This window comes from Parendozoicomonas sp. 209JJ7-1, from assembly GCF_058147085.1.
This window is the reverse complement of sequence record NZ_JBYVJU010000010.1, coordinates 19,980-42,666: the sequence shown is the minus strand read 5'-3', so window position 1 is coordinate 42,666 and position 22,687 is coordinate 19,980. Positions and strand designations below refer to the sequence as shown.

The 22,687-nt window shown below is 48.5% G+C and carries 22 protein-coding genes; 9 read left to right on the top strand and 13 right to left on the bottom strand.

Annotated features, from left to right (window positions below):
- The first annotated feature begins 54 nt into the window (after positions 1-54).
- Positions 55-471, top strand: a complete 417-nt coding sequence (locus tag ACY2RQ_RS11340) for a hypothetical protein (RefSeq protein WP_490113088.1) — start codon at positions 55-57, stop codon at positions 469-471.
- A gap of 61 nt (positions 472-532) precedes the next feature.
- On the opposite strand, the gene ACY2RQ_RS11335 is transcribed toward ACY2RQ_RS11340, so the two are convergent.
- Positions 533-910 (bottom strand): helicase, encoded by a 378-nt coding sequence (locus ACY2RQ_RS11335; RefSeq protein ID WP_490113087.1) that lies wholly within the window; start codon positions 908-910, stop codon positions 533-535.
- Between the two features lie 175 nt (positions 911-1,085).
- Positions 1,086-1,361 carry an HU family DNA-binding protein gene (locus tag ACY2RQ_RS11330; protein ID WP_490113086.1) on the bottom strand — a complete coding sequence of 92 codons (276 nt, stop codon included), beginning with the start codon at positions 1,359-1,361 and terminating at the stop codon, positions 1,086-1,088.
- A gap of 364 nt (positions 1,362-1,725) precedes the next feature.
- Between ACY2RQ_RS11330 and ACY2RQ_RS11325 the strand changes: the two genes are divergently transcribed.
- The 5 genes from ACY2RQ_RS11325 to phoR all read left to right on the top strand — a co-directional run bounded on the left by ACY2RQ_RS11325 (position 1,726) and on the right by phoR (position 6,013).
- The gene (locus ACY2RQ_RS11325) at positions 1,726-2,268 is read left to right on the top strand and encodes a chorismate--pyruvate lyase family protein (RefSeq protein ID WP_490113085.1); all 543 of its coding nucleotides are present in this window, start codon (positions 1,726-1,728) and stop codon (positions 2,266-2,268) included.
- Positions 2,265-3,146: a 4-hydroxybenzoate octaprenyltransferase gene (gene ubiA, locus ACY2RQ_RS11320; RefSeq protein WP_490113084.1), complete on the top strand. Its 882-nt coding sequence runs from the start codon at positions 2,265-2,267 to the stop codon at positions 3,144-3,146. The genes ACY2RQ_RS11325 and ubiA overlap by 4 nt, the downstream gene beginning before the upstream one ends.
- A 9-nt stretch (positions 3,147-3,155) precedes the next feature.
- The gene (locus ACY2RQ_RS11315) at positions 3,156-3,803 is read left to right on the top strand and encodes a SprT-like domain-containing protein (protein WP_490113083.1); all 648 of its coding nucleotides are present in this window, start codon (positions 3,156-3,158) and stop codon (positions 3,801-3,803) included.
- Positions 3,804-3,898: 95 nt separating this feature from the next.
- On the top strand, positions 3,899-4,594 hold the full coding sequence (gene phoB / locus ACY2RQ_RS11310; RefSeq protein WP_490113082.1) for a phosphate regulon transcriptional regulator PhoB: 696 nt from the start codon (positions 3,899-3,901) through the stop codon (positions 4,592-4,594).
- 87 nt (positions 4,595-4,681) lie between these two features.
- Positions 4,682-6,013 (top strand): phosphate regulon sensor histidine kinase PhoR, encoded by a 1,332-nt coding sequence (gene phoR, locus ACY2RQ_RS11305; RefSeq protein WP_490113081.1) that lies wholly within the window; start codon positions 4,682-4,684, stop codon positions 6,011-6,013.
- Here phoR and ACY2RQ_RS11300 read toward each other — a convergent pair.
- From ACY2RQ_RS11300 to ACY2RQ_RS11255, 10 genes are all read right to left on the bottom strand, one after another.
- Positions 6,010-6,429 carry an H-NS family histone-like protein gene (locus ACY2RQ_RS11300; RefSeq protein WP_490113080.1) on the bottom strand — a complete coding sequence of 140 codons (420 nt, stop codon included), beginning with the start codon at positions 6,427-6,429 and terminating at the stop codon, positions 6,010-6,012. The genes phoR and ACY2RQ_RS11300 overlap by 4 nt on opposite strands.
- Positions 6,430-6,576: 147 nt before the next feature.
- Positions 6,577-7,761, bottom strand: a complete 1,185-nt coding sequence (locus ACY2RQ_RS11295; protein ID WP_490113079.1) for a DesA family fatty acid desaturase — start codon at positions 7,759-7,761, stop codon at positions 6,577-6,579.
- Positions 7,762-8,104: 343 nt separating this feature from the next.
- On the bottom strand, positions 8,105-9,457 hold the full coding sequence (locus tag ACY2RQ_RS11290) for a DUF642 domain-containing protein (protein WP_490113078.1): 1,353 nt from the start codon (positions 9,455-9,457) through the stop codon (positions 8,105-8,107).
- Between the two features lie 222 nt (positions 9,458-9,679).
- Positions 9,680-11,254, bottom strand: coding sequence for a SpoVR family protein (locus tag ACY2RQ_RS11285; protein ID WP_490113077.1), 1,575 nt, complete (start codon positions 11,252-11,254; stop codon positions 9,680-9,682).
- Positions 11,254-12,531, bottom strand: a complete 1,278-nt coding sequence (locus ACY2RQ_RS11280) for a YeaH/YhbH family protein (protein ID WP_490113076.1) — start codon at positions 12,529-12,531, stop codon at positions 11,254-11,256. The genes ACY2RQ_RS11285 and ACY2RQ_RS11280 overlap by 1 nt, the downstream gene beginning before the upstream one ends.
- 171 nt (positions 12,532-12,702) lie before the next feature.
- Positions 12,703-14,625 (bottom strand): PrkA family serine protein kinase, encoded by a 1,923-nt coding sequence (locus ACY2RQ_RS11275; protein ID WP_490113075.1) that lies wholly within the window; start codon positions 14,623-14,625, stop codon positions 12,703-12,705.
- A 275-nt stretch (positions 14,626-14,900) separates the two neighbouring features.
- A complete protein-coding gene (locus ACY2RQ_RS11270; protein ID WP_490113074.1) occupies positions 14,901-15,986 on the bottom strand; it encodes a dihydrolipoamide acetyltransferase family protein in 1,086 nt (361 codons plus the stop codon).
- 198 nt (positions 15,987-16,184) lie between these two features.
- Positions 16,185-17,195: an alpha-ketoacid dehydrogenase subunit beta gene (locus tag ACY2RQ_RS11265; protein ID WP_490113073.1), complete on the bottom strand. Its 1,011-nt coding sequence runs from the start codon at positions 17,193-17,195 to the stop codon at positions 16,185-16,187.
- Positions 17,188-18,288 carry a pyruvate dehydrogenase (acetyl-transferring) E1 component subunit alpha gene (gene pdhA / locus ACY2RQ_RS11260; RefSeq protein ID WP_490113072.1) on the bottom strand — a complete coding sequence of 367 codons (1,101 nt, stop codon included), beginning with the start codon at positions 18,286-18,288 and terminating at the stop codon, positions 17,188-17,190. Before pdhA ends, ACY2RQ_RS11265 begins: the two co-directional genes overlap by 8 nt.
- Before the next feature lie 10 nt (positions 18,289-18,298).
- Positions 18,299-19,417, bottom strand: a complete 1,119-nt coding sequence (locus ACY2RQ_RS11255; RefSeq protein ID WP_490113071.1) for a Glu/Leu/Phe/Val family dehydrogenase — start codon at positions 19,415-19,417, stop codon at positions 18,299-18,301.
- Positions 19,418-19,575: 158 nt separating this feature from the next.
- Between ACY2RQ_RS11255 and ACY2RQ_RS11250 the strand changes: the two genes are divergently transcribed.
- From ACY2RQ_RS11250 to ACY2RQ_RS11240, 3 genes are all read left to right on the top strand, one after another.
- Positions 19,576-19,929 carry a PilZ domain-containing protein gene (locus ACY2RQ_RS11250; RefSeq protein ID WP_490113070.1) on the top strand — a complete coding sequence of 118 codons (354 nt, stop codon included), beginning with the start codon at positions 19,576-19,578 and terminating at the stop codon, positions 19,927-19,929.
- 99 nt (positions 19,930-20,028) lie between these two features.
- On the top strand, positions 20,029-20,637 hold the full coding sequence (locus ACY2RQ_RS11245; protein WP_490113069.1) for a putative adhesin: 609 nt from the start codon (positions 20,029-20,031) through the stop codon (positions 20,635-20,637).
- Positions 20,638-20,836: 199 nt separating this feature from the next.
- On the top strand, positions 20,837-21,919 hold the full coding sequence (locus ACY2RQ_RS11240; RefSeq protein ID WP_490113068.1) for a hypothetical protein: 1,083 nt from the start codon (positions 20,837-20,839) through the stop codon (positions 21,917-21,919).
- A gap of 91 nt (positions 21,920-22,010) precedes the next feature.
- Here the strand turns inward: ACY2RQ_RS11240 and lrp are convergent, their stop codons facing one another.
- Entirely contained in the window at positions 22,011-22,499 is a 489-nt protein-coding gene (gene lrp / locus ACY2RQ_RS11235; protein ID WP_490113067.1) for a leucine-responsive transcriptional regulator Lrp, read from the bottom strand.
- Between the last annotated feature and the right edge of the window lie 188 nt (positions 22,500-22,687).

The following is a 22,687-nucleotide window of genomic DNA, read 5'->3' as shown; positions in this document are numbered from 1 at the left end:
TTACTGAATTCACATAACGCTGTTTTCGCTGATGACCACAGCATACATCACTCTATGCTGATACTAATCCCCCAAATACAGGCTATAAACCTGGATGGTTCACCCAATCAGAAAAAACAACAAACATGTGAAAAAGACTTCCAGAAAATCATCCAAAGCAACCCCTGGTTTTATGCTGCCAGCTCAAAATCAGGTCTCAATGAAGAACTTGCTGTTGCCGTAACATCCATCCTGCCGGACACATTTGTTACCCTGCACCCTATGGGAATTATGTACAGAGACGCTTTTTTAAGTGATGAACTGCCCGGCAATTACAAAAATTTCTACCATATAGCTAACGGGCACATGTACACCATTGGCAATCTATTCTTTGAAAGCACAGGCACTACTCACCTGTCATCACTGTCTGCAAGCATACAGTTTCTGTCTTATCCGAGGGAATACCAGTGCGTGCTCCAGACCGCTGAATAATGTTTACCTGAAGCACGAATGGAACTTGCTGGTGATTCCCGGGAATGGATATTTGCTCCTTTTATGACTTCATTTTACTTCCAGGAACAACCATGGAGACAATGCCCTGAAACCACATCAGTGACATCGGATTGCCTTCAACCCAGATGACCTTGTCCTGGATTCCTTTCATAAAGGCCAGTTTGGGTTTGCTTGCTGTCAGAGCATCAAACCCTTCACTGGCCGTTCTGAAACGAAGGGCAAATTCAGGCTTCTCTGAGCGACCTTTACGGCTGCTGACTTTCTGGTCTTTAATCGTAAATGTTCTTCTCACGCCATCTTCGCTGGAAATATCAAAGGTCATATCCTTGCCTTCCAGCTTTTTGCGGAACTCCGGATCCTTACTGCTTGCACGCCACATCAGCAGGCCCAGGCCCAGTAACAGGAATCGAAACTTCATACTTCCCTCCGGTTAAAGCTGTCCGAACCCATTCTAGCGATCGGCACAGTATTCGCCAGTGCTTAAAATGACACAAGGAGTGGTTAATTCAGCCAAAAAAGATGAGGAAAATAAAAGGGTTATTGAAGAGAGGAAAATGCGTGCCAGCAGTTTTCGGCTGCCGGCACACGGCTGTTTACTTGTTAACAGCTTCCTTCAGAGCCTTGCCAGGCTTAAAGGCTACGGTGTTACTGGCAGGAATTTGCATCGTGGCGCCAGTTTGGGGGTTCTTTCCGGTACGGGCACCTCTGGAACGCTGAACAAAAGACCCGAACCCTATCAGGTTCACAGACTCCTGACGCTCCAGCGCCTGGGTAATCTGGTCAATAATAACGGTCAGTGCCTGACTGGCTTTGTCTTTGCTTAAATCAGTCTGATCTGCGATTGCAGCGATGAGTTCTGGCTTACGCATAACTCCCTCTCGAATCCATTTGCATTATTTATTATTTTTTTGGTTTCCCTGCAGAGCTTATCCCAAACCCTGAGCAACCGAGAACATGCAGCACTTCAGAGTATGTACTTTTGTGCCGACACGATTTTCAACCTTAATGCAGCCCCTACGCCAGAGCAATACCAAATATCGGAGAAACAGGGATTTCCTCACCATAAAAAAGCGTTTTTACAAAACTTGCATCCCCAGAGCTTATCACTCATGCTGCGCCAAACAGCCACAAGCTGGAAATGCCATCCGCTTTATATCATCAATAAAGAGGCACAAACAAACAGGCACTTCCAATAGAAATCGCCAGGATGTGCTGGAGAAAGTCAGTAAACCTATGCCGTCATGCCCCGTTAATCTCGAATCCCAACAATGGCATCCCTGCGGAAACCTTCCCTGGCCTCTGCCTGAAATCTGGAAATCCTGGCTGCTCGACACAGGCTCCCTGACACAACGCCTGAAGGATACTTTCCCAGGATCCTTTACCGTCGATGTCCTTCGCCATGACTGGGGGCAACCGACCCTTGATGAGCAGCACTTTCTGTCGATAGACGGTGATGAGCAGGCCAGCATTCGGGAAGTGATCCTGATCTGCAATGGTCTGCCCAGGGTTTTCGCCCGAAGCATTCTTCCAGTTTCCAGCCTGGAAGGGGGAAACAAAGAGTTGCTGACTCTGAAAGACAGGCCGCTGGGAGCCTTTCTATTCTCTCACCCGGATCTGCAACGCGGCCCTATTGAGCTGACCAAAGTTCAGGATGTTGAAAACAATCCCGTCTGGGGACGTCGTTCCCTGTTTATCCTGAACCAGAAACCTCTGGTTGTATGTGAATACTTTCTTCCGGTTAATGCTGATCCGGCAACGGCAGAGTCTTCTCTATGAGCAGTGAAAAAATACAGCTGTCTGACAGGCTGGAAAATTATATTCAACTGACCCGAATTGACCGCCCCATCGGCATTTATCTTCTGCTCTGGCCAACCCTTTGGGCTCTTTGGCTCTCCGCTGATGGCTGGCCTTCCTTTGATATGCTGCTTATTTTTGTTTTAGGCACAGTTCTGATGCGTTCCGCCGGCTGCGTAATTAATGACTTTGCCGACAGGAAAATTGATGGACATGTAAAGAGAACCCATCAACGCCCCATGGCAACAGGCAGGGTTTCCAAAAAAGAAGCATTAACACTCTTTGCTGTTCTGATGCTGGCATCTTTTGTACTTGTGCTTTTTACCAATCCGCTCACCATTATACTGTCATTTGCCGGAGCAGTGCTGGCCGCTGTTTATCCGTTTATGAAGCGCTACACCCATCTGCCCCAGTTTTTTCTCGGGGCGGCTTTCGCATGGGGAATTCCCATGGCCTGGGCAGCTGAAACAAATACCGTCGCTCCTCTGGCCTGGCTACTGTTCGGCGGCTGCCTGCTGTGGATTGTGGCTTATGACACCCAGTACGCCATGGTAGACAGGGATGACGATCTGATTATAGGGGTAAAATCAACAGCCATTCTTTTTGGAGAGAAAGACAACACGATCATTACACTGCTTCAAGTACTGACCCTTTTATCTCTGGTCATCACAGGCACTGTAATTCACGCAGGGCTGTTTTATTATCTCGGCCTCGCCGGAATGGCCGGTATGTTCGTCTACCAGTACACTCTTACCAGGAACAGGGAAAGGGAATCCTGCTTTAAGGCCTTTCTTTCCAATCACTGGGCCGGTTTTGCGGTTCTGGCGGGAATAATTATTGATCGCTGCCTGATGAACTGAATAAGGATGATGCCAGACTCTCTCCCCTCCGACCTTGCCCATTCAAACCTTGAGGAGCACCTCTCAAGGCAACTCAGCTCTTATCTGCCCGAAGGCACTGCCCTTTTGTGCGCCAGGTGGCTGATAGACGGACAGGTTCAACTGAAAATAAGCCGCCCCCGCAAAACCAAGCTGGGAGATTTCCGGCCAGCTCAATATGGCAACCCCCACAGGGTCAGCGTAAATAATAACCTGGAGCCTTTACAGTTCCTGATTACCCTTGTCCATGAAATTGCCCATGTTCATACATGGAACCTCCATGGCCACTGTGTTTTCCCCCATGGGAAAGAGTGGAAACATCAATACCGGACTCTCCTCCATAAAATCCTCGAACTTGGTATTTTTGATACAAAAACCCATGGTTCTCTTTATAAACACAGCCTGAACCCCAAGGTCAGAAGCAGTGGCGATCAGACTCTCAAAGAATTAACCCAGCCTGAATCAGGCCTGATTCTTAATCATTTAAAGCCCGGAAAACGGTTCAACATTGAAAATGGAAAAGAGTTCCAGGCCATCCGTAAATTAAGAAAATACTGGCTTTGCAAAGAACCTGATTCAGACCGCCACTACAAAGTATTGGGAACCATTCCCGTATTTGTTGATAACAATCGAATATGACAATAAGACTGAATTGTCATTTATCTGTAACATTTAAGCGGTGTAATTCCTTGGTCCTGCTCATATCCAGACCTTCAGGGGGAATTGTTCGAGCCATGACAATAACTACAAGTAAAATTCTCATCGTGGATGATGAAGCTCCTATCCGGGAGATGATTGTCGTTGCTCTGGAAATGGCAGGCTATCACTGCCTGGAAGCAGAAGATGCCAAATCAGCCCATGCCATTATCGTTGACCAGAAGCCCGATTTAATTCTGCTGGACTGGATGCTGCCCGGCATCACCGGCATTGAACTGGCCCGTCGTTTGAAAAGGGATGAGCTGACCGCTGAAACCCCGATCATCATGCTGACCGCCAAAGGTGAAGAGGATAATAAAATCCAGGGCCTGGAAAGCGGCGCGGACGATTATATTACCAAGCCCTTCTCTCCCCGTGAGCTTGTGGCCCGCCTGAAAGCGGTTCTCCGCAGAACCCAGACTGTTGGCCAGAGCGAACCTATTGAAGTATTCGGGGTAACCCTCGATCCCATCAGCCACCGTGTCACCATTGATGACCAGCCAGCCGAAATGGGGCCCACGGAATATCGCCTGCTGCAGTTTTTTATGACTCACCAGGAACGTGCCTACACCAGAAGTCAGTTGCTTGACCACGTCTGGGGGGGTAATGTCTACGTAGAAGAAAGAACTGTAGATGTACATATTCGACGTCTGCGTAAAGCACTTGGTTTAGAACATGAAAAGCTTGTTCAGACTGTTCGCGGAACGGGTTATCGCTTCTCCACCAAGACCTGATAACACAGTCGTTTATTGTTAACAGCTAACAGGTAGTCGCTCTGAATAAGGGTGTGGATGCACTGATATAACAATACCGGTAAAAACGTGAACCAAAGCTGGCAATCTGCAGTTATAAAAAGCCCAGTTCTCATACTATTCATCTGTCTTGGGCTCGGCATTCTGACAGGAAACACTTTGCTGTTTCTTCTTCTTGGTTCAATCTGCTACCTGCTCTGGACCCTCAGGCACGTAAAACTGCTCTACCAGTGGTTGTATGACTGTTCTGCCGCCGGGCAACTCCTTGAACCTCCAAACTCAAGGGGGCTCTGGGGCGAAATGTTTGACGGCATGTACCGGCTACTGCGCCGAAGCGAACGCTCCCGCAGCCGTATGCAGGCGGTGATTGATCGTTTTCAGGAGTCCACATCTGCCCTGCGGGATGCCATTGTTCTCACCAATTCCCACGGCCAGATTGAGTGGTGGAACCCTGCCGCAGAGCATATTCTCGGCTTCCGGGACCCAGATGATATTGGCCAGCAGATAACCAACCTTATCCGTCATCCCAGGTTTGCCGAATACTTTGACAGAAAAGAGTACCAGGACCCTCTCAGCATCCCGTCTCCTATTTCCGAGGAGAGAAAACTGCTGTACTCCATCACTCTGTATGGAACAGATAACCGCCTGCTGGTTGTAAGGGACAACACCCGTATTTATCAGCTGGAGCAGATGACCAAGGATTTCGTGGCCAATGTCTCCCATGAACTGAGGACTCCTTTAACGGTTGTTTCCGGGTATGTTGAAACTCTGCTCGACAGCCTTACGATGATGCCGGAACCTCCGCATCCGATTCTTCCCAGAGCCCTGGAACAGATGCTGTCCCAGTCCAACCGTATGGGGAATATTATTGAAGACCTGCTGATTCTGTCCAAGCTGGAAACCGCCGACAGTCAGCAGGATCTGACACCGGTTAACATTCCTGTTTTACTGAACGCAATCATCGCTGATGCAAACCTGTTCAGCGGCGAAAGAAATCATGAAATTATTCTGGACTGCAAATCTGACTCCCAGATCCTGGGAAATGAGAAAGAGCTGCGCAGTGCTATTTCCAACCTTGTTTTTAATGCGGTGAAATACACACCGGATAACGGCACAGTGAAAGTGAAATGGCTTGTGGAATTGAATACCGGATATCTTATGGTGAAAGATAACGGTATAGGCATGGAACCCCAGCACATTCCACGCCTGACTGAACGTTTTTACCGGATCGACAAAAGCAGGCACGCCTCAACGGGTGGAACAGGCCTGGGACTGGCCATTGTTAAACATGTGCTGCTTAGACATGACGCTACACTGCTAATCAAAAGCCGGGTTGGTCAGGGAAGCAATTTTACCTGCCAGTTCCCCCATAGCAGACTGGTCAGGGAAACTGAGGATTAACGTTCCTCAACAATGCAGTCTGCTCTCTCTTTACCGGTACGCTGAAGATACTCTTGGAAAACCTTGGGGGCACGGCCGGTAAGAGAACCTTCCCATTGTCGGGCAATATCGTGATTATCCTTGAATTCAAACAGATAACGTTTGATATTTCTTTTCTTTTTTTCAGTAGTGACAAGCTGTCCGAAGTCTTCCACGGACACGCCTTTTTCTTCCATCATTTTACGAATGGCATCTATGCTGTTTTGCTTTGCTTGCAGTTTTTGTTCTTCTTCCACACGAACCTGACGCTTTTCTTCCAGTACATCTTTCAGCCTGGCGACAATCCGTTCAAGGTCTTCAACATGCACATCCCGAAACAACCCCCGTATACGGGTTTTACTGCTCAGGCGGTGCATGACTTCATCAAATATATTCATCTATTAAGCCCTCGCTCTTGCGTACAGGAGAAAAACAAAATAGGTAATAGTTCCCAGACTGACAACCGGAAAAGCGGCATTTATTTCTTGTGGTAAAAACAAAAACGGAAATACGGTGTTTTGTATTTCCGCTATCAAATTGGATTATCAGGCGACCTGGGCAGCAGGCAGGGAATAACTTCTCAAATGTGCGGAAAAATCCTGCAATACACGAATACCACTGTCTTCCGCCCGACGACACCACTCTTTCAAAGCTTCAAGACGTTCATTTTTGTTTTTTAAGTTTTGCCATATTTCCTGCAATTCCAGCCTGCTATGGTAAATAATTTTGAGTGTTTCCCTGGACTCTATAATGCTTTCTATGTTCTTAAAATGAACGGGCTTAAGCAAAGTCTGTTCGCAGGAAAGAAGTTTTTTGCCTCGTTTCAGAAGTTTTCTCTCACTGCCTTTTAGATTGTTGTATTCATCACGCACCATCGGAACAATAACTGTACGACGATATTGCTCCATTACCTGAAAACGATTGTTCACAATGGCCATTAAAGTGTCGCCGTCTATCTTGCTCTTTCCCGCAACCTGATGAGCCAGGGGGCGCCGGAACTTCACTTTGGCAAGACCGAGTATTTCAAACACCCGAATCCAGAACCAGCCAATATCAAACTCCCATTTACGGGCAGAAAGCTTTGCCGAGTTAGGGTAAGTATGATGGTTATTATGGAGTTCTTCCCCACCAATAATAAAACCCAGCGGAGAAATATTGCGGGCATTATCCCGGCATTCATAGTTACGATAACCAAAGTAGTGGCCGATCCCATTAATAACACCCGCCGCCATAACCGGCACCCAGAGCATCTGCACTGCCCATACGGTAATACCAGCCAATCCAAACAGAATCAGGTCAATAATCAACATAATTGCCAGGCCAAGCATATTATGGGGGGTGTAAAGCTTCTTCTCGATCCAGTCGTCCGGGCAACGCTGCCCGTAACGCCTCAAGGTTTCTTCATTTGCCGCTTCTGCCCGATAAAGTTCCGCCCCTTCCAGCAGAACTTTTTTCAAACTGCGCTGAACAGGGCTATGAGGGTCTTTCTCTGTTTCGCAGAACGCATGATGTTTACGGTGAATGGCCGTCCATTCCAGAGTACGCATTCCGGTTGACAGCCATAACCAAAAGCGAAAGAAGTGTTGCAGTGCCGGATGCAGTTCCAGTGCATTATGGGCGCTAAAGCGGTGCAGATAGATGGTAACGGAAAGAATAGTAATATGTGTCATTAACGCTGCGGCCAGTATGGTTTCCCAAACAGACAGCTGCAACAATCCCTCGTACCACATAACAGTTCACTCCCTTGTCAGGCTTACGGACTTATTTTTCTCTATTTTTTTCTGCCGGGAATTTGAAAACATTAAGTACCATGGCTCCACACGGTACATAGTTTCAATGAAATTGATGTATGACAAGGGCCAGGAAGAGCCTGGAGTGCATAGCAGGCAGAAGCGCTTCTGACGCTTACTGCGTTCTGCTTACAGGCAGACTCACGCAGTCACCGGCGCACCTACCATTTTCTTTCTGTTATCTGGCTTTCCATGTGCGTGTCCAGCAGGTTCCTTCAGGGGTTGACGCCCCCTTCTGCTTGCCGAAAGCAGCAGAAGGGGCGTCAGTCAGGCGTGTGGTAAATCACACATCGTTGATGGTGATAGTCCCGTTAGACACATCAAGCGTTTCGGGAAGAGAGTTGTTGACGCTGCCCTCCGGAGCCTGATGATAACGGATAGTGAAACGAGCGCCCCCCTGACACAGAGCACTGGGGGTTGCTGTTTTCTCCTGTGAAACAGACTGAATAATGTAGTATGTCCGATTATCTGTCTGCACGCCTAAAACCGGCCCCAGAGAGTTAATCGAAATGACTGCTGGATTAAACAGGGCGGTATTGGCCATAAGCACGCTGTCTTCCCCGTCGTTTCTGCAGTTCAGATAATCTTCACGGTTGACGCGATAGAGAGCGCCGGCACCTTCCGACAGCAACACCGAAAGACGGGTTCTCGGGTTAATATTCAGTGAAGTTAACTCAACATTTTCACTGCCCGCTGCGGAAAAGCTGGTGTTCTCTGTGCCTGCAGGTTTTACCGTCACAGCCATTTTCGCGGCATTATTGGTGCATAGTTCGCTCGTGCTGTAGGTTCCGCTATCAGCATCGCGATCAGCATGTATGAAGTAGTAGGATGAGTCGGCCCGGTAAACAGGGGCTGACAGATTCAGCGGCAGGCTACCATTTGCCTCAAGGTTACCGACCAGCTGACCACCATTGATGGAGCAGGCATTGAAATTATCTTCATCCACCCGGAAAAGGGCACCCGGTGAGCCTGATACGGCATGCACATTAATGTTTGTATTCAGGGCGGCGGTGTAAACTCTGGCTGTGCCCGGGGCTGGCGGAGGGGTTCGTGGCGTCAGGGTATTGTCGGCAGGTTTGATTGTGACATTGTCAAGCAGGGTGCCGCAGCATCCTGATGGGCCGCTGCTGGAGAAGGCCAGGGTCTCTGTCGTGCTTTTTGCGTGGAAGGTGTACGTGGCCCTCTGCCATGTTTTCTCACCGCTATTCACCACATTAAGGTGGGCCTCCAGACCACTGATGTTGACACCAAGTCGCGTGCTTCCACTGCTGGCGATATGCAGGGCGTAGTCAAAGGTCAGGGTATAGGGCTTATTGACTTCAAGGCCGTTGATGGTTTGCGTAATGCGATTGGGCGCATCAGCAGGGCCACCATCAAGATCAATATGCTGCCTGCCTTCGGCGGCCGCTCCAATCGACAGGGCGTTGGAGTGAGGACTAGCGGTGCCCGCGGTCAGTGTCCATGGGCCCAGCGTGTTCCTGCCGCTGTGGGAATACTCCTCGGACATAACGCCATTCGCCAGAACCGGCTCCTCAAACCCAGCGTTAACCACCAGGTTTTCCGTGGTGGCAAAGGCTGTTGCCCCTGTCATGGCCATATATACAACCACAGCCAGTTTGTTCAGACTGTTCTTCATTGTTGAGCGCCTTCTGTAGCAGGTTTATTCTTTTTTTTGTCAATGAAAAGTCAGGAATGCTTTTCCTGTCTTTTATACGACAATCCTGCCTCTATGGTTTCAACCTTTACGCCCTTTTTATGAGAAAAACGACCGTTTACAGCCAGAGATAAAACACGGTGGCATGTCCAAGCTTGAGATAATGCACGATATTGCCATTGGGTGACTGATCCACTACCGTATTCAGGCCATATCAATCATGGCATCAGAGGATTTTCCACTGTCCACCTTCTGTGGGCAGCCGAGGGTCTTTTTCACATCTTCGCCATCAACGCTTTCCAGGCGGACATCAAATTTCCACAACCTGTGGATATGCTTCACGATTTCAGCGGCATCCGTGTCCAGCGGACGCCCGTGATGCATAAAGTGTCGAAGGGTCAGGGAGCGGTCGCCGGTAACATTCACGTTATATACCTGAATATTGGGTTCACGGTTGCCAATATTGTACTGTGCGGCCAGGGCCTCCCTTACGGCGCGGTAGCCTGCGTCATCATGGATAGCACTTACTTCCAGATAGGCATTTTTCTCGTTATCCACAATGCTGAACAGGTGCAGATCACGCATTACCTGTGGTGACAGATACTGAAGAATAAAACTCTCATCCTTAAAGTTCTTCATGGCGTAATGCACAGTATCCAGCCAGTCAGAACCAGCTATATCCGGGAACCAGCGTTTGTCTTCTTCCGTTGGTTCTTCACAAATGCGCTTAATATCCATAAACATCCGGAACCCCAGAGTGTAAGGATTTATGCCTGAGTAACGTTTGTCATCAAAGTCTGGCTGAAAAACAACACTGGTATGGGAGTGAAGGAATTCCAGCATAAATCCTTCATGGATCAAACCCTCGTCGTACAGCCTGTGCATCAGGGTGTAATGCCAGAAAGTGGCCCAACCTTCATTCATAACCTGGGTCTGACGCTGGGGATAGAAATACTGCGCAACCTTACGCACGATTCTCACCAGCTCACGCTGCCAGGTTTCCAATAAGGGAGCATTCTTTTCAATAAAATAAAGAATGTTTTCTTCCGGGTGCTCCGGAAACCGCTTGTTACTCTTTTCCTGTACTTTTTCCTGCTGGGGAATAGTGCTCCAGATATCGTTCAGGGTACGTTGAATATATTCAGCACGTTCCTCCTGCCGCTTTTCTTCTTCACCGGCCGAAAGAGGTCTTGGCCTTTTATAGCGATTGACCCCCTGGTTCATCAGCGCATGACAGGCATCCATTACCTCTTCCACAGCTTCGACACCATACTTCTCTTCGCACTCGGATACGTAACTCTTGGCAAACATCAGGTAATCAATAATGGATTCTGCATCCGTCCAGGTACGGAACAGATAATTCCCTTTAAAAAACGAGTTATGGCCATAACTGGCATGGGCCAGCACCAGAATCTGCATAGCCATGGTGTTCTCTTCCATCAGGTAGGCAATACAGGGATTGGAGTTAATCACAATCTCATAAGCCAACCCCATCATACCGCTCTGATAACGCTGATGATTGCTAAGGAAATGCTTGCCAAAGGACCAATGGTTATACATCAGCGGCATACCTACTGAGGCATAGGCATCGAGCATCTGCTCCGCGCTGATGACTTCTATCTGGTTGGGGTAAGTATCCAACCGATACTCTCCGGCAATGCGGGCCAGTTCACGGTCGTAGGCTTCTATCAGCTCAAAGGTCCATTCAGAACCTGTGGTGAGCGGTGCTCTTTTTCCGGTTGCCGCGCGTTGTTGTTCTTGTTCTGTCTGACCAGTCATTACGCTTCCTTTTTCTCAAACAGACGCCGGAACACCGGATAAATATCCGCCGCTGTTTTTATCTGTTGCATCGCAAAGGTGTCGGAATAATTATCCTGAATGGTTTCATACTCTCGCCACAGGTTTTGATGCTGGCGGTCGGTAATCTCCACATAAGAGAAATACTGCACCAGGGGCATCAAACCATTCACCAGGATTTTGCTGCATACGGAAGAGTCACCTTCCCAGTTATCACCATCCGAAGCCTGGGCGACATAAATGTTCCAGTCATTGGGGGAGTAACGCTTGGTGATAATATCCCGGGTCATTTCCAGGGCACTGGAAACAATAGTGCCGCCGGTTTCCCGCGAATAGAAAAAGTCCTCTTCATCCACTTCTTTGGCAGCGGTGTGATGACGAATAAACACCACTTCAATCTGCTTGTAGGTTCTCTGCAGGAACAGGTAGAGCAGAATAAAGAAACGCTTGGCCATATCCTTGATTTCCTGGGTCATGGAACCGGAAACATCCATCACGCAGAACATCACGGCTTTATTGGAAGGCCGGGGAACCTTAACGAAGTTGTTATAACGCAGGTCAATATCATCAATAAACGGCAGTTTCTTCATTTTGCTGTTCAGTTCCCGCAGGCGTTCCTTCAGGAAATCAGCCCGTTCTTCATCCCAGGCTCCGGGCTGCACTTCCATTTCCCTCAGCTCGCGCTTGAACTGACGTATATCCCTGCGGGTACCTCCAGACAGGGCAATCCTCCGGGCGTGAGCGCTGCGCAGGGAACGGACAATGTTCAATCTGTCGGGGGGACCATCGGTGGTAAAACCGGCCTGATGGGTTTTGAACTCCATCATGTCGTGGAGCTGTTTCTCCTTCATGTTTGGCAACTCAAGGTCGTCAAACATGAACTCCAGAAATTCATCGTGATTAATATTGAAGGTGAATTCATCCATCCCGTCACCCTGGTCGCTGGCCTGGCCATTACCGCCGCCACCTTTACCAGATCCACTGGGAGGACGCTTTATTCTGTCGCCGGTAACAAACTCTTTGTTTCCTGGATGAACCTGCTGGTTTAAACCACCGGCACCGTGGTGAAAAACGGGTTCGGACAAATCCCGCCGTGGAATGGTTATGCTGCTGCCACTCTCAACATCGGTGATACTGCGCTTGTTCACCGCTTCTGCGACAGCCTTTTTAATATGCTTGCGGTAACGGTTCATAAAGCGCTGCCGGTTGACCGCGCTTTTGTTTTTACCGTTGAGCCGCCTGTCGATAATCATGCTCATAACACACTCCCTGTGCCGCATTAAGACGTCCGGGGCGAGACCGGCACCTTCCCTGGTACCCGGCTCACATCCCTGGTGATCGCCTCGCCCCTAACGCCTACATCTACAACTCACTGTGTCGACTTACTATCATCGAAAAAATGGCTAACGAAGTACCCCCGAGTACATCCCTTACTGGGATTTACGTACCCGTATGTACCATTCAGACAGCAGCCTGACCTGCTTCTCTGTATAGCCGCGCTCCACCATCCGTTTTACAAACTCATTGTGCTTACGCTGCTCTTCGTTACTGCCTTTCGCGTTAAAGCTGATCACCGGGAGCAGGTCCTCGGTATTGGAGAACATCTTCTTCTCAATCACCGTGCGCATCTTCTCGTAGCTGAGCCAGCTGGGGTTCTTGCCGTCATTGCCAGCTCTGGCCCGCAAAACAAAATTCACCACTTCATTCCGGAAATCTTTCGGATTAGCGATACTGGCGGCTTTCTCGATCTTCTCCAGCTCATCATTGATGGCACCACGATCAAGAATATCGCCTGTTTCAGGGTCTCTGTATTCCTGGTCCTGAATCCAGAAGTCCGCATAGGTGATGTAACGGTCAAAGATGTTCTGGCCGTATTCAGAGTAAGACTCCAGATAAGCTGTCTGAATTTCCTTACCGAGGAATTCAATGTATTTCGGTGCCAGGAACTCTTTGATATGACGCAGGTAACGTTCATGAACTTCCTGGGGGAACTGCTGCTGTTCGATTTCTTTTTCCAGCACATAGAGAAGGTGAACAGGGTTGGCTGCTACTTCTGAAGGATCGAAGTTAAAGACCTTGGAAAGAATCTTGAACGCGAAACGGGTCGACAAACCATCCATTCCCTCATCAACACCGGCCGCGTCTTTATATTCCTGCAGAGGCTTGGCCTGGGGATCGGTATCTTTCAGGCTTTCACCGTCATATACCCGCATCTTGGAGAACAGATTGGAATTTTCCGGCTCCTTAATACGCGACAGGGTTATAAACTGAGCCAGCATCTTCAGGGTATCAGGCGCGCAGGGAGCAGCTTTCAGGGAACTGTGTTCTAACAGTTTTCCATAAATCCTGATCTCTTCGCTGACACGGGTGCAGTAAGGCACCTTGACGATATTCACCCGGTCGATAAAGGCTTCATTGGTTTTGTTGTTGCGGAAGCTCTGCCATTCCGACTCATTGGAGTGGGCAAGAATCACACCATCGTAAGGAATCGCGCTCATACCTTCGGTACTGTTGTAGTTGCCTTCCTGGGTGGCGGTCAGCAGTGGGTGCAGCACCTTGATGGGCGCTTTGAACATCTCCACAAATTCCATCATGCCCTGGTTGGCACGACACAGTGCACCGGAGAAGCTGTACGCGTCAGGGTCATTCTGGGAATACTCTTCCAGCTGACGGATATCCACCTTACCCACAAGGCTGGAAATATCCTGATTGTTCTCATCTCCAGGTTCGGTTTTCGCGATGGCCACCTGATCCAGAATACTGGGATGCAGTTTTACAACCTGAAACTTGCTGATATCGCCGCCATATTCATGAAGTCTTTTCACCGCCCAGGGCGACATCACACCACGAATATAACGTCCGGGAATGCCATATTCTTCCTGCAAGATTCCACTGTCTTCTGCAGGGTTAAACAAACCAAGGGGAGATTCAAAAACCGGGGAGCCTTTAATGGCATAAAAAGGAATCTGCTCCATCAGGCTTTTCAGTTTTTCCGCCAAAGAGGATTTACCGCCACCAACCGGCCCCAGCAAATAGAGGATCTGCTTCTTCTCTTCCAGTCCCTGGGACGCATGGCGGAAATAGGAAACAATCTGCTCTATGGCGTCTTCCATGCCATAGAACTCTTCAAAGCCTTTATAACGCTTGATCAATTTGTTGGAAAAAATACGGGATAAACGGGAATCTCTTGAGGTATCAATAACCTCGGGGTCACCAATAGCGGCCAGCATACGCTCTGCTGAATTGGCGTAAGTGGTTGGATCGTCCTTACATCGTTGCAGATATTCCTGCAGGGACATTTCTTCCTGCTCTTTTGACTTATAGCGTTCCTGAAAATTGTTGAAAATATCCATATTTTCTCACCTGACCCTTAAGCAATGTTCGTTATTACTGCTTTGGGAGCGACAGCGCGACCTGCCCCACATTTAACGGTGAATATTATTCGGTTCCCTGCTCTGGCCCCGCCGCCAGACCCCACATGAAAACAACCTCCTGAATTATTCCTGCTGCAACTTTGATTCAGGTGCCATTTCTATCCTTCATTCAATACAACTATCGGCACACATGAAAAAAGTTATACCTGTTGTCATAGAAAATTATTCCTTACCTATTTTGTAAAACGAATTCATCATGCCTGCAACTGAATTGTTGCCTCTTTTTGACAGAGATGTTGCACGACAATTTTCAAAAATCTTGATGCCTCACCACCGGTCACGACCCTGTGATCAAACGACAACGACAGACTCATCACCCTGTGGACCACGGCCTGTCCGGCTTCAGCAACAACTTCATCACCAACAGAACCTATGCCTAAAATGGCAACAGCAGGAGGAACAACAACAGGAGTTGCATATTTTCCACAGCCTAATGCACCAAAATTGCTCACAGATAATGTCGCCCCCTGGAAGGATTCCGGAGGCAAAGTCCTGTTCAGAACCCCCTGTTTCAATCGATTGATTTCGCTCCTGATGTCATTGGCGGATAACTTCTGCACATTCCTTAATACAGGAACAAGAAGCCCGTGGGGAGAATCCACGGCTATACCAACATCAATACCATCCATAAGCTGTCGCTGCTCATGGACACCGTTATACCAGGCATTCAGCGCCGGTTGCTCTTGGCAGGCTGCAACCAGCCCCAGAAGAATCCGGACTGTCACATCTTCACCATCTTTCCAGCTGTTAATATCCGCATCAGCAAACAGTGTTGCCGGAACCACAGCCTCACCGGAGCGAGACATGGCCCGGGCCATTTCACGACGAACACCTTTTAATTTCTCAGCATTATCAAGGGGATAATTCTCGACAGGCGCAAAAGCATTTAAACTCCGAACCAGGCCTTTGACGGTCGGTTTCACCAGCTCCTGGAATTTTGCTGTAGAAGGGGAGGCTCCAACAAAGAAGTCGTCATCATCACTACCAGTGCCTTCTTCCCGACATGCTTCCTGAATAGTACCGACAACAGTTCCGGTATCTCCATTTTCTTCTTCAAACTCCACCAGCGGTTCACCGGTATGCACTAAATCGCCGGGAACACCAAACTGCCGCACAATAACACCTGAACAGGGAGAGGGGACTTCAACGACAGCTTTAGCTGTTTCCATAGAAACAATAATCTGGTCTTCGCGAACGGTTTCCCCTTCACGAACATGCCACTCAACAATCTCTGCCTCCGGAATTCCTTCCCCGAGGTCAGGCAGTTTAAAACATTTCACGGCACCCCCGTGACGCTTCTCATATATTCATCAAAAGCTCTGCGTAAAGGCTTACATCCACTGCACAGTTATATTTTCTGAAGCGTTATTTATTCAGATTAGTTATGGATGTTTTTTATGCAAAAGCAATTTGCACTTAAAACCGAGAAAATTCATTCGCTTCCAACCATATTCAAAAAACAGTGAGATAGCTGATACTCAATTGGTTGTCTCTGTAAGTTTTTTTATGGATGTCATGATTCGGTTCGTATCAGGAAGATAGTGTTCTTCCATGCGGTAGTAAGGAATGGTGATATCGTAACCAGTCACTCTCTGAACCGGTGCTTTCAATTCATAGAAAAGTTCCGAAGATATGCGTGCGGAAATCTCCGCTCCCACACCAAAGCTGCGGGCCGCTTCATGGACAATCACGCAACGGCCGGTTTTGCGGACAGAAGCCAGAATCGTATCCATATCCAGAGGCTTGATTGTTGCCACATCTATCAACTCAACACTGATGCCCTGTTCAGCCAGAGTACGGGTAACTTCCTGACATTCCCGCACACAGGCCCCCCAGGTTACCAGGGTCAGGTCTTTTCCTTCCCGAAGAGTAAAACAGGTATCCAGTGGCAAACGACTACCCGCCTCTGGCAGTGTCTGCTTCTGCACCCGGTAAATTCGCTTGGGTTCCAGAAAGATCACAGGATCGGGATTATCTATCGCAGAACGCAGCAAACCATAAGCCCTGACTGGAGAGGAAGGAATCACCACCCGCAAACCGGGAATATGGGCAAACAAGGCTTCCGTACTTTCTGAATGATGCTCCGGAGCATGGATACCTCCGCCGTAGGGAGCACGAACAACCATCGGGCACGTTAAACGCCCCCGGGTTCTGTTGCGCATCCGGGCGGCATGGGAAATCAGCTGCTCCATGCAGGCATAAATAAATCCCATAAACTGGATTTCCGCGACGGGCTTTAACCCCTGAGTAGCCATGCCTATGGCCATACCTGCGATCAGGGTTTCTGCCAGCGGCGTATCCATCACCCGCTTTAAACCGTATTTATCTTTCAGCTGTTGAGTGGCACGAAATACACCGCCGTTTGTACCAATATCTTCTCCCAGCAGAACAACATCCTGGTCATCAGCAAGGGCATGATCTAAAGCGGTATTAACCGCCTCTACCAGAGTTTTCTTTTCATTGGTGTTTTCAGTTACAGTATTACTCATTGTTCAGCCCTCCCCGCATCTCCTCCAGTTGATGCCTCAAACTTCTCGGAATTTCCGCATAATGATAGGTGAACAGATCTTCCACTGACGGCAAGGGAACAGACTGATAATCCTCCACTGCCTGATGAATATCCCGACTCACCTGCTCCAGTAATTCTTTCTCTTTATCGGGATTCCATAAGCCCCGGTTATGCAGATAGGTTTGTAGACGTTTAACCGGTTCTTCTTCCCAGGCTTTGTGTACTTCGTCATTGTCACGGTAACGGGTCGCGTCATCTGCAGTAGTATGATCTCCCAGCCGATATGTGATCGCTTCAATAACCACAGCACCTTTACCCGCCCTGGCACGAGTAATGGCAGAACCGATAACTTCATGGAGCGCGATCACATCATTGCCGTCTACCTGTACACAGGGGATACCTGCACCCGACCCTTTCTGTGCAAGCGTGACACTACCACTCTGTACAAGACGGGGAATGGAAATCGCCCACTGGTTATTCACAACCAGAAACACCACCGGCAGCTGCCAGACACCGGCCAGATTCAGTGCTTCAAGAAAATCACCTTTGGATGTCGCGCCGTCACCGCAGGTGGTGACAACCACCCTTTTCTCATCCCGGATACGAAAAGCAGAAGCCACTCCCACTCCGTGACCTGCCTGGGTGGCGACAGGCACACAGTTGGGAAAGTCCTGTCCATATTCCTGGCCAGCACTCCCCCGCTCATCACCACCCCAATAGAGGTAAATATCTGAAAGTTTGACTCCCCGCATTAACTGCCCGGCCAGATCCCGGTAATAAGGAACCAGAACATCCTCTTTCTGCATCAGGGAACCATAAACAATTCCCGGAGCTTCCTGTCCAAGGCTGGATGGATAGGTACCCATCTGCCCGGTTCTCTGCAAGGCAATAGCTTTACGGTCAGCTTCCCGCACCATCACCATATTTTTGTAATATTTCACCAGTCGGTCACTGTCTTCGACCCAGCGCGGTAATTGTTTCAGAGGCTGCCCATAGGGAGAGAGGTAACGTACAAACGGCACATCACCCTCATGAATACGAAACAGCCCACCACCATCAAGTGTTGTTGGCATAACCGCCTCCTTAAGCGTTCAGCCGTTCGAAATGCTCCTCTCCATACAGGGCATCTACAGCCATACGATCTGCAATCAGGCTGACAGGCTCACCACTGGAGAGATACCGTTGAAACAACTTCAGAAGGGTATCTTCAATACCACGAACCCGCCGCTGTATTTCCTCTCTGGATTTGTTCTGGTGAGTCAAAGACGCATAAATAAGGCCGCCGGCATTAATCAAATAATCCGGAGCATAAAGAATACCCTGCCGGTGCAGGGACAACCCAGCCTCAGGAGTGGCCAACTGATTGTTCGCGGAACCGGCCACAATTTTGCAGTGCATGGTGCTTGGTGTATCGCTTTGGATAACACCTCCCAGCCCACAGGGGCTGAACACATCACACTCCACCTGGAGAATGCTCTTCGGCGATACAGCGTCTGCTCCGTACTTCTGCTGGCAGTGAATAACTTTTTTCTCATCCATATCACTGACAATCAACTCAACGCCTGCTTGATGGAGAAGATCACACAACGCCTGACCCACATGCCCCACTCCCTGAACGGCGACTCTTGCACCGGATAATGTGTCCGGTAAAGCCTGGCAGGATTTCAGGCATGCCTGAATACCATAGAAAACACCAAGTGCTGTGTGGGGTGACGGATCTCCGTTTTTTGATGTGCAGGTAATATGAGATGTCTCTTTGGCGATGTAATCCATATCCTCCATTGTTGTTCCTGCATCCATAGCGGTGATGTAACGCCCACCCAGGCTTTCTACAAAACGGCCAAAGGACCGGAACAATGCCTCACGGTTTCCAGTATCCCGTGGAGCCATAATTACCGCTTTGCCTCCGCCCTGGTCTATTCCGGCAAGAGCTGCTTTGTAGCTCATACCCTGAGCCAGTCGAATTGCGTCCTGGATAGCGGTTGCGCTGCTTCGGTAGGGGATAAATCTGCACCCACCCAGTGCCGGACCTCTGCGGGTATCGTGGATAGCAATAATGGCCTGCAGACCGGTTTTTTCATCTGACCACAGATGCAGCTCACCGGTTCTGGTGTCTTTCATATCACTGAACATAGCGGGATCCCTCTGCCGGATTATTTTGCTGTCGCGACCCACCGTCTGTAACAGTTCTGTCGCACTCATACGTTAGATATGTCTGAATGTCGGGTATGTGTACCGGATTACGAATCCACATATCTCAAGTTTAGGCAGTGTTCAGAGGCTGTCCGACTGAAATGTTCAGGAATTTGTAATGGCGAGTCCTGGTGTTATGCTCATGAACACATGGAACAATAATAACTATGACTGACCATCCAACAGCTAACCCGACTGAAAAGCGTAAACATGTACGCAAACGTATTATCAACCTCGTGCATGTTTACCAGACAGACAATGGCATGCCCGCCGGAAGGATTCTGGATATCTCCAAAGAAGGACTTATGGTGTTATGTCAGGGGCCGTTTAAAGCAGGTAAAACCTTTGCGCTGTCCCTGGAACTTCCGGGAGTGGATAAAACCCACACCATTCACCTGAAAGCCCTGTGCATCTGGTGCCAGCCCTCTGGCTTTACCAAAGAACTCGGCGCAGGTTTTCATATAGAAGAGATTTCTGACCAGGATCAGGTGGCGCTGAATTACTTTCTTCGGGATTTTTAAACCCAACAGGTTGCGTTTTTGTGCCTTGCTTTTCCAGTTTAACCCTATACTTACGAGCGCTCTGGGTCATCAGTTAAAGACTTGAAAGGATAATTGGTAATGGGCGCGCAACTCGCATTAGGTGATAAAGCAATTCTATGGCATTCCGGCAGTTATCGAAGCACGGTTCTTATCTCAGCCCACGGCAGTCAGACGCTAAGAAACTCTACTTTCATAGTACCTGAATGGGCCCGTATAATTTTTTATGGCGCAGACGGCGTAACGCTGGATGTGTACCCCCGAACCCTGCAAGCAATGGCTTCCACCAACAGAATGCTGCAAATGATACCCTATGATATTTATGAGCCCGGCAGCATCTGCCCGGATTATAGCCTCGGCAAGTTCCAGAAAAGTAAAGACCCCAAACCCGGTGACTGGAACGAAACCTACGAAGACCTGGCCAATATCGTAACCAATGCCGGCAGAGACATCATCTCGATACGCAACCGGCGCGCCATGCTTGCGCCTAACCTCAGCACAGTACTGCGGCTACTGGAAGATAACGGCCTGCATGCGTACTACGGGGAGATTCACTGCAGCTTCTGCCGGGAAAAAATAATCGAAATCATACCCAACATGATTATGGGTAAAGACGGCCACGACCCTCATAGCAACGCCCAGACCACATACCACCTGCCTGGTGGCAATGTAATTACTGCTGTCAAATAAGTTTTAAAACCGTGATTATCAGCCCTTACTCCCCTGTTTTGGTTTACATAACCTGACGGTTTTCTGCGTGAACTCTGTACTTGTCATGGTTCCGCTTCCTGGACTGATGTGAGGCAGTAATTCAGGACCACGGCATTGATTGTCTCGTGTTCAGAATTTCAACTACTTTCATGGGACACAAATGATGAGGAGAGTCTAAATGAAAGATCTGAAGTTCTTATTTAAAAATATATTTCGTCAAACAGCTTCGCTTACGGCACTCTTTTTACTGTCATTACATCTGCACGCAGACCTTGTCCCTGTTTTTTCACTCTTTGACTGGTACAACAAGGCTGTTCAAAAATATGCAAGTACACTGGCAGAAAAGGATGGAAAACGACCTGAGGCTGATGGAAGCTTTCCTGATGAAATCCTGGCTGGATACATAGCCGCTACAGAAGAATTTGTTGGGGGCAGTGAAGACGCTATAGAGAAAAGAAGCACTTTATCCAAATACATAGCCGAGTCTTTTGATAAAGCGATAAAAAAAGACTGGAGAGCAGACGACTGCCCTCTTGTCGCATCAGGTACCAACTATTCACCTGATCTGACTCAACAATTGAAAGCTGAAGTGGATTATTTATCCGTCAGTTTTAAAGTTGTCTTATCCTCCAGCCTCAACAATAAAGACAGCCTGTCAAAAATAAGGGACTATTGGGCGGTAATAAAAAGGCGTTTATCAGATGAGCCAGAGTATTCAACAATCGACCCAGGACATGCTGGAGCAACATATACATGGAACGAAGATATCATTACTGATATTTTCCAGCCTCAAGAGTTTCAAGGCATCCTGACTGGCTACTCTAATGATTTTCAGGATTATGTTAAAACCAGATTATTTAACCTGTTACGTCGTTCGAACAACAACCATCAGGTCGTAGCAGTGAACAAAGATATCTTTGCTTCGCAACCTCAAAGCAGGCCAAGAACATTTGGTACAGATAACATACATATTGCACATCACTTTGCTCTTCAGCAAAAAAATAAAACTGCACGTTCTATCCTGACTGTTTCCTTGTCTGAAACAAACCCTGCAGATTTTCATATGGTCGCACTCTGGCTGAGTCCCAAAGTAAGAGCGGGGGAACAAGAGCTCTATACTGCAACGTTACCCAAAGTGGCTGCTACGCCTTCCCAGCAGGTAGAGGGCATTGTGACCATGGATAATTTCAAGAAATACAAACAACAAAATGGTGAAGCTCTGATTGGATTGACCAGAGTTTTACCTGCACATAAACGGTAGCTCTGTGTGTGGGGAAACTCTGAAGAAAAGCCTGTGCACAATCTTATCGTGGAAAACGAAAGATCATGGACAGGCTCTTACACAGGCGGGCTTATTCCTTGATCGGAAGATTCATGGTTTCCTTAACCTCCTCCATCACGATATAACTCTTCGACTCTCGCACGCCAGGCATTCTCAGCAGAATGTCGCCAAGCAGTTTCCGATATGATGCCATTTCCGATATTCTGGCTTTGAGCAGATAGTCAAAGTTGCCCGAAACCAGATGACACTCCAATACATTAGGCAGGCTGATAACCGCCTTACGGAATTCGTCAAAAATATCCGTAGACTTGGTTTCCAGACTGATTTCCACAAAAACCAGCAGGCCGGCTTCCAGGAATTCGGGGTTTAATCTGGCACTATAGCCCTGTATCACACCCTCACGCTCAAGCCGCTTTACCCTTTCCATGCAGGGCGTAGTACTCAAGCCAACCTTATCCGCCAGGTCAACGTATGAGATGCGACCCTGCTCCTGCAGGATACGTAGGATATTCCGGTCGATGCGATCCAGCTGCCGGGTTATTTCTTTCCGGTTTCTCATGAGATGAAACAATCAACGACAATGGTGCTGCCATGGGAGAGACAGCTACTCATAATAGCGCACACACATAATTCAGGCGCGAGAACCATGACACTGCCAAAACGTGCCGAAAGAATACCTATTCTCAGCACGGAATTTCCCAACAAGAGCAGGATCATGATAAAAAAGACGCGTATTGTTTCATGATT

What these genes read in the sequence shown, in the direction of transcription:
- ACY2RQ_RS11250 (WP_490113070.1), top strand. Translation starts at nt 19,576, where the DNA reads ATGACTGACCATCCAACAGCTAACCCGACTGAAAAGCGTAAACATGTA.
- pdhA (WP_490113072.1), bottom strand. Translation starts at nt 18,288, where the DNA reads ATGCCAACAACACTTGATGGTGGTGGGCTGTTTCGTATTCATGAGGGT.
- ACY2RQ_RS11340 (WP_490113088.1), top strand. Translation starts at nt 55, where the DNA reads ATGCTGATACTAATCCCCCAAATACAGGCTATAAACCTGGATGGTTCA.
- ACY2RQ_RS11295 (WP_490113079.1), bottom strand. Translation starts at nt 7,761, where the DNA reads ATGTGGTACGAGGGATTGTTGCAGCTGTCTGTTTGGGAAACCATACTG.
- ACY2RQ_RS11290 (WP_490113078.1), bottom strand. Translation starts at nt 9,457, where the DNA reads ATGAAGAACAGTCTGAACAAACTGGCTGTGGTTGTATATATGGCCATG.
- ACY2RQ_RS11330 (WP_490113086.1), bottom strand. Translation starts at nt 1,361, where the DNA reads ATGCGTAAGCCAGAACTCATCGCTGCAATCGCAGATCAGACTGATTTA.
- ACY2RQ_RS11285 (WP_490113077.1), bottom strand. Translation starts at nt 11,254, where the DNA reads ATGACTGGTCAGACAGAACAAGAACAACAACGCGCGGCAACCGGAAAA.
- ACY2RQ_RS11240 (WP_490113068.1), top strand. Translation starts at nt 20,837, where the DNA reads ATGAAAGATCTGAAGTTCTTATTTAAAAATATATTTCGTCAAACAGCT.
- ubiA (WP_490113084.1), top strand. Translation starts at nt 2,265, where the DNA reads ATGAGCAGTGAAAAAATACAGCTGTCTGACAGGCTGGAAAATTATATT.
- lrp (WP_490113067.1), bottom strand. Translation starts at nt 22,499, where the DNA reads ATGAGAAACCGGAAAGAAATAACCCGGCAGCTGGATCGCATCGACCGG.
- ACY2RQ_RS11255 (WP_490113071.1), bottom strand. Translation starts at nt 19,417, where the DNA reads ATGAGTGCGACAGAACTGTTACAGACGGTGGGTCGCGACAGCAAAATA.
- ACY2RQ_RS11300 (WP_490113080.1), bottom strand. Translation starts at nt 6,429, where the DNA reads ATGAATATATTTGATGAAGTCATGCACCGCCTGAGCAGTAAAACCCGT.
- ACY2RQ_RS11325 (WP_490113085.1), top strand. Translation starts at nt 1,726, where the DNA reads ATGCCGTCATGCCCCGTTAATCTCGAATCCCAACAATGGCATCCCTGC.
- ACY2RQ_RS11265 (WP_490113073.1), bottom strand. Translation starts at nt 17,195, where the DNA reads ATGAGTAATACTGTAACTGAAAACACCAATGAAAAGAAAACTCTGGTA.
- ACY2RQ_RS11245 (WP_490113069.1), top strand. Translation starts at nt 20,029, where the DNA reads ATGGGCGCGCAACTCGCATTAGGTGATAAAGCAATTCTATGGCATTCC.
- ACY2RQ_RS11275 (WP_490113075.1), bottom strand. Translation starts at nt 14,625, where the DNA reads ATGGATATTTTCAACAATTTTCAGGAACGCTATAAGTCAAAAGAGCAG.
- ACY2RQ_RS11280 (WP_490113076.1), bottom strand. Translation starts at nt 12,531, where the DNA reads ATGAGCATGATTATCGACAGGCGGCTCAACGGTAAAAACAAAAGCGCG.
- phoB (WP_490113082.1), top strand. Translation starts at nt 3,899, where the DNA reads ATGACAATAACTACAAGTAAAATTCTCATCGTGGATGATGAAGCTCCT.
- ACY2RQ_RS11335 (WP_490113087.1), bottom strand. Translation starts at nt 910, where the DNA reads ATGAAGTTTCGATTCCTGTTACTGGGCCTGGGCCTGCTGATGTGGCGT.
- ACY2RQ_RS11315 (WP_490113083.1), top strand. Translation starts at nt 3,156, where the DNA reads ATGCCAGACTCTCTCCCCTCCGACCTTGCCCATTCAAACCTTGAGGAG.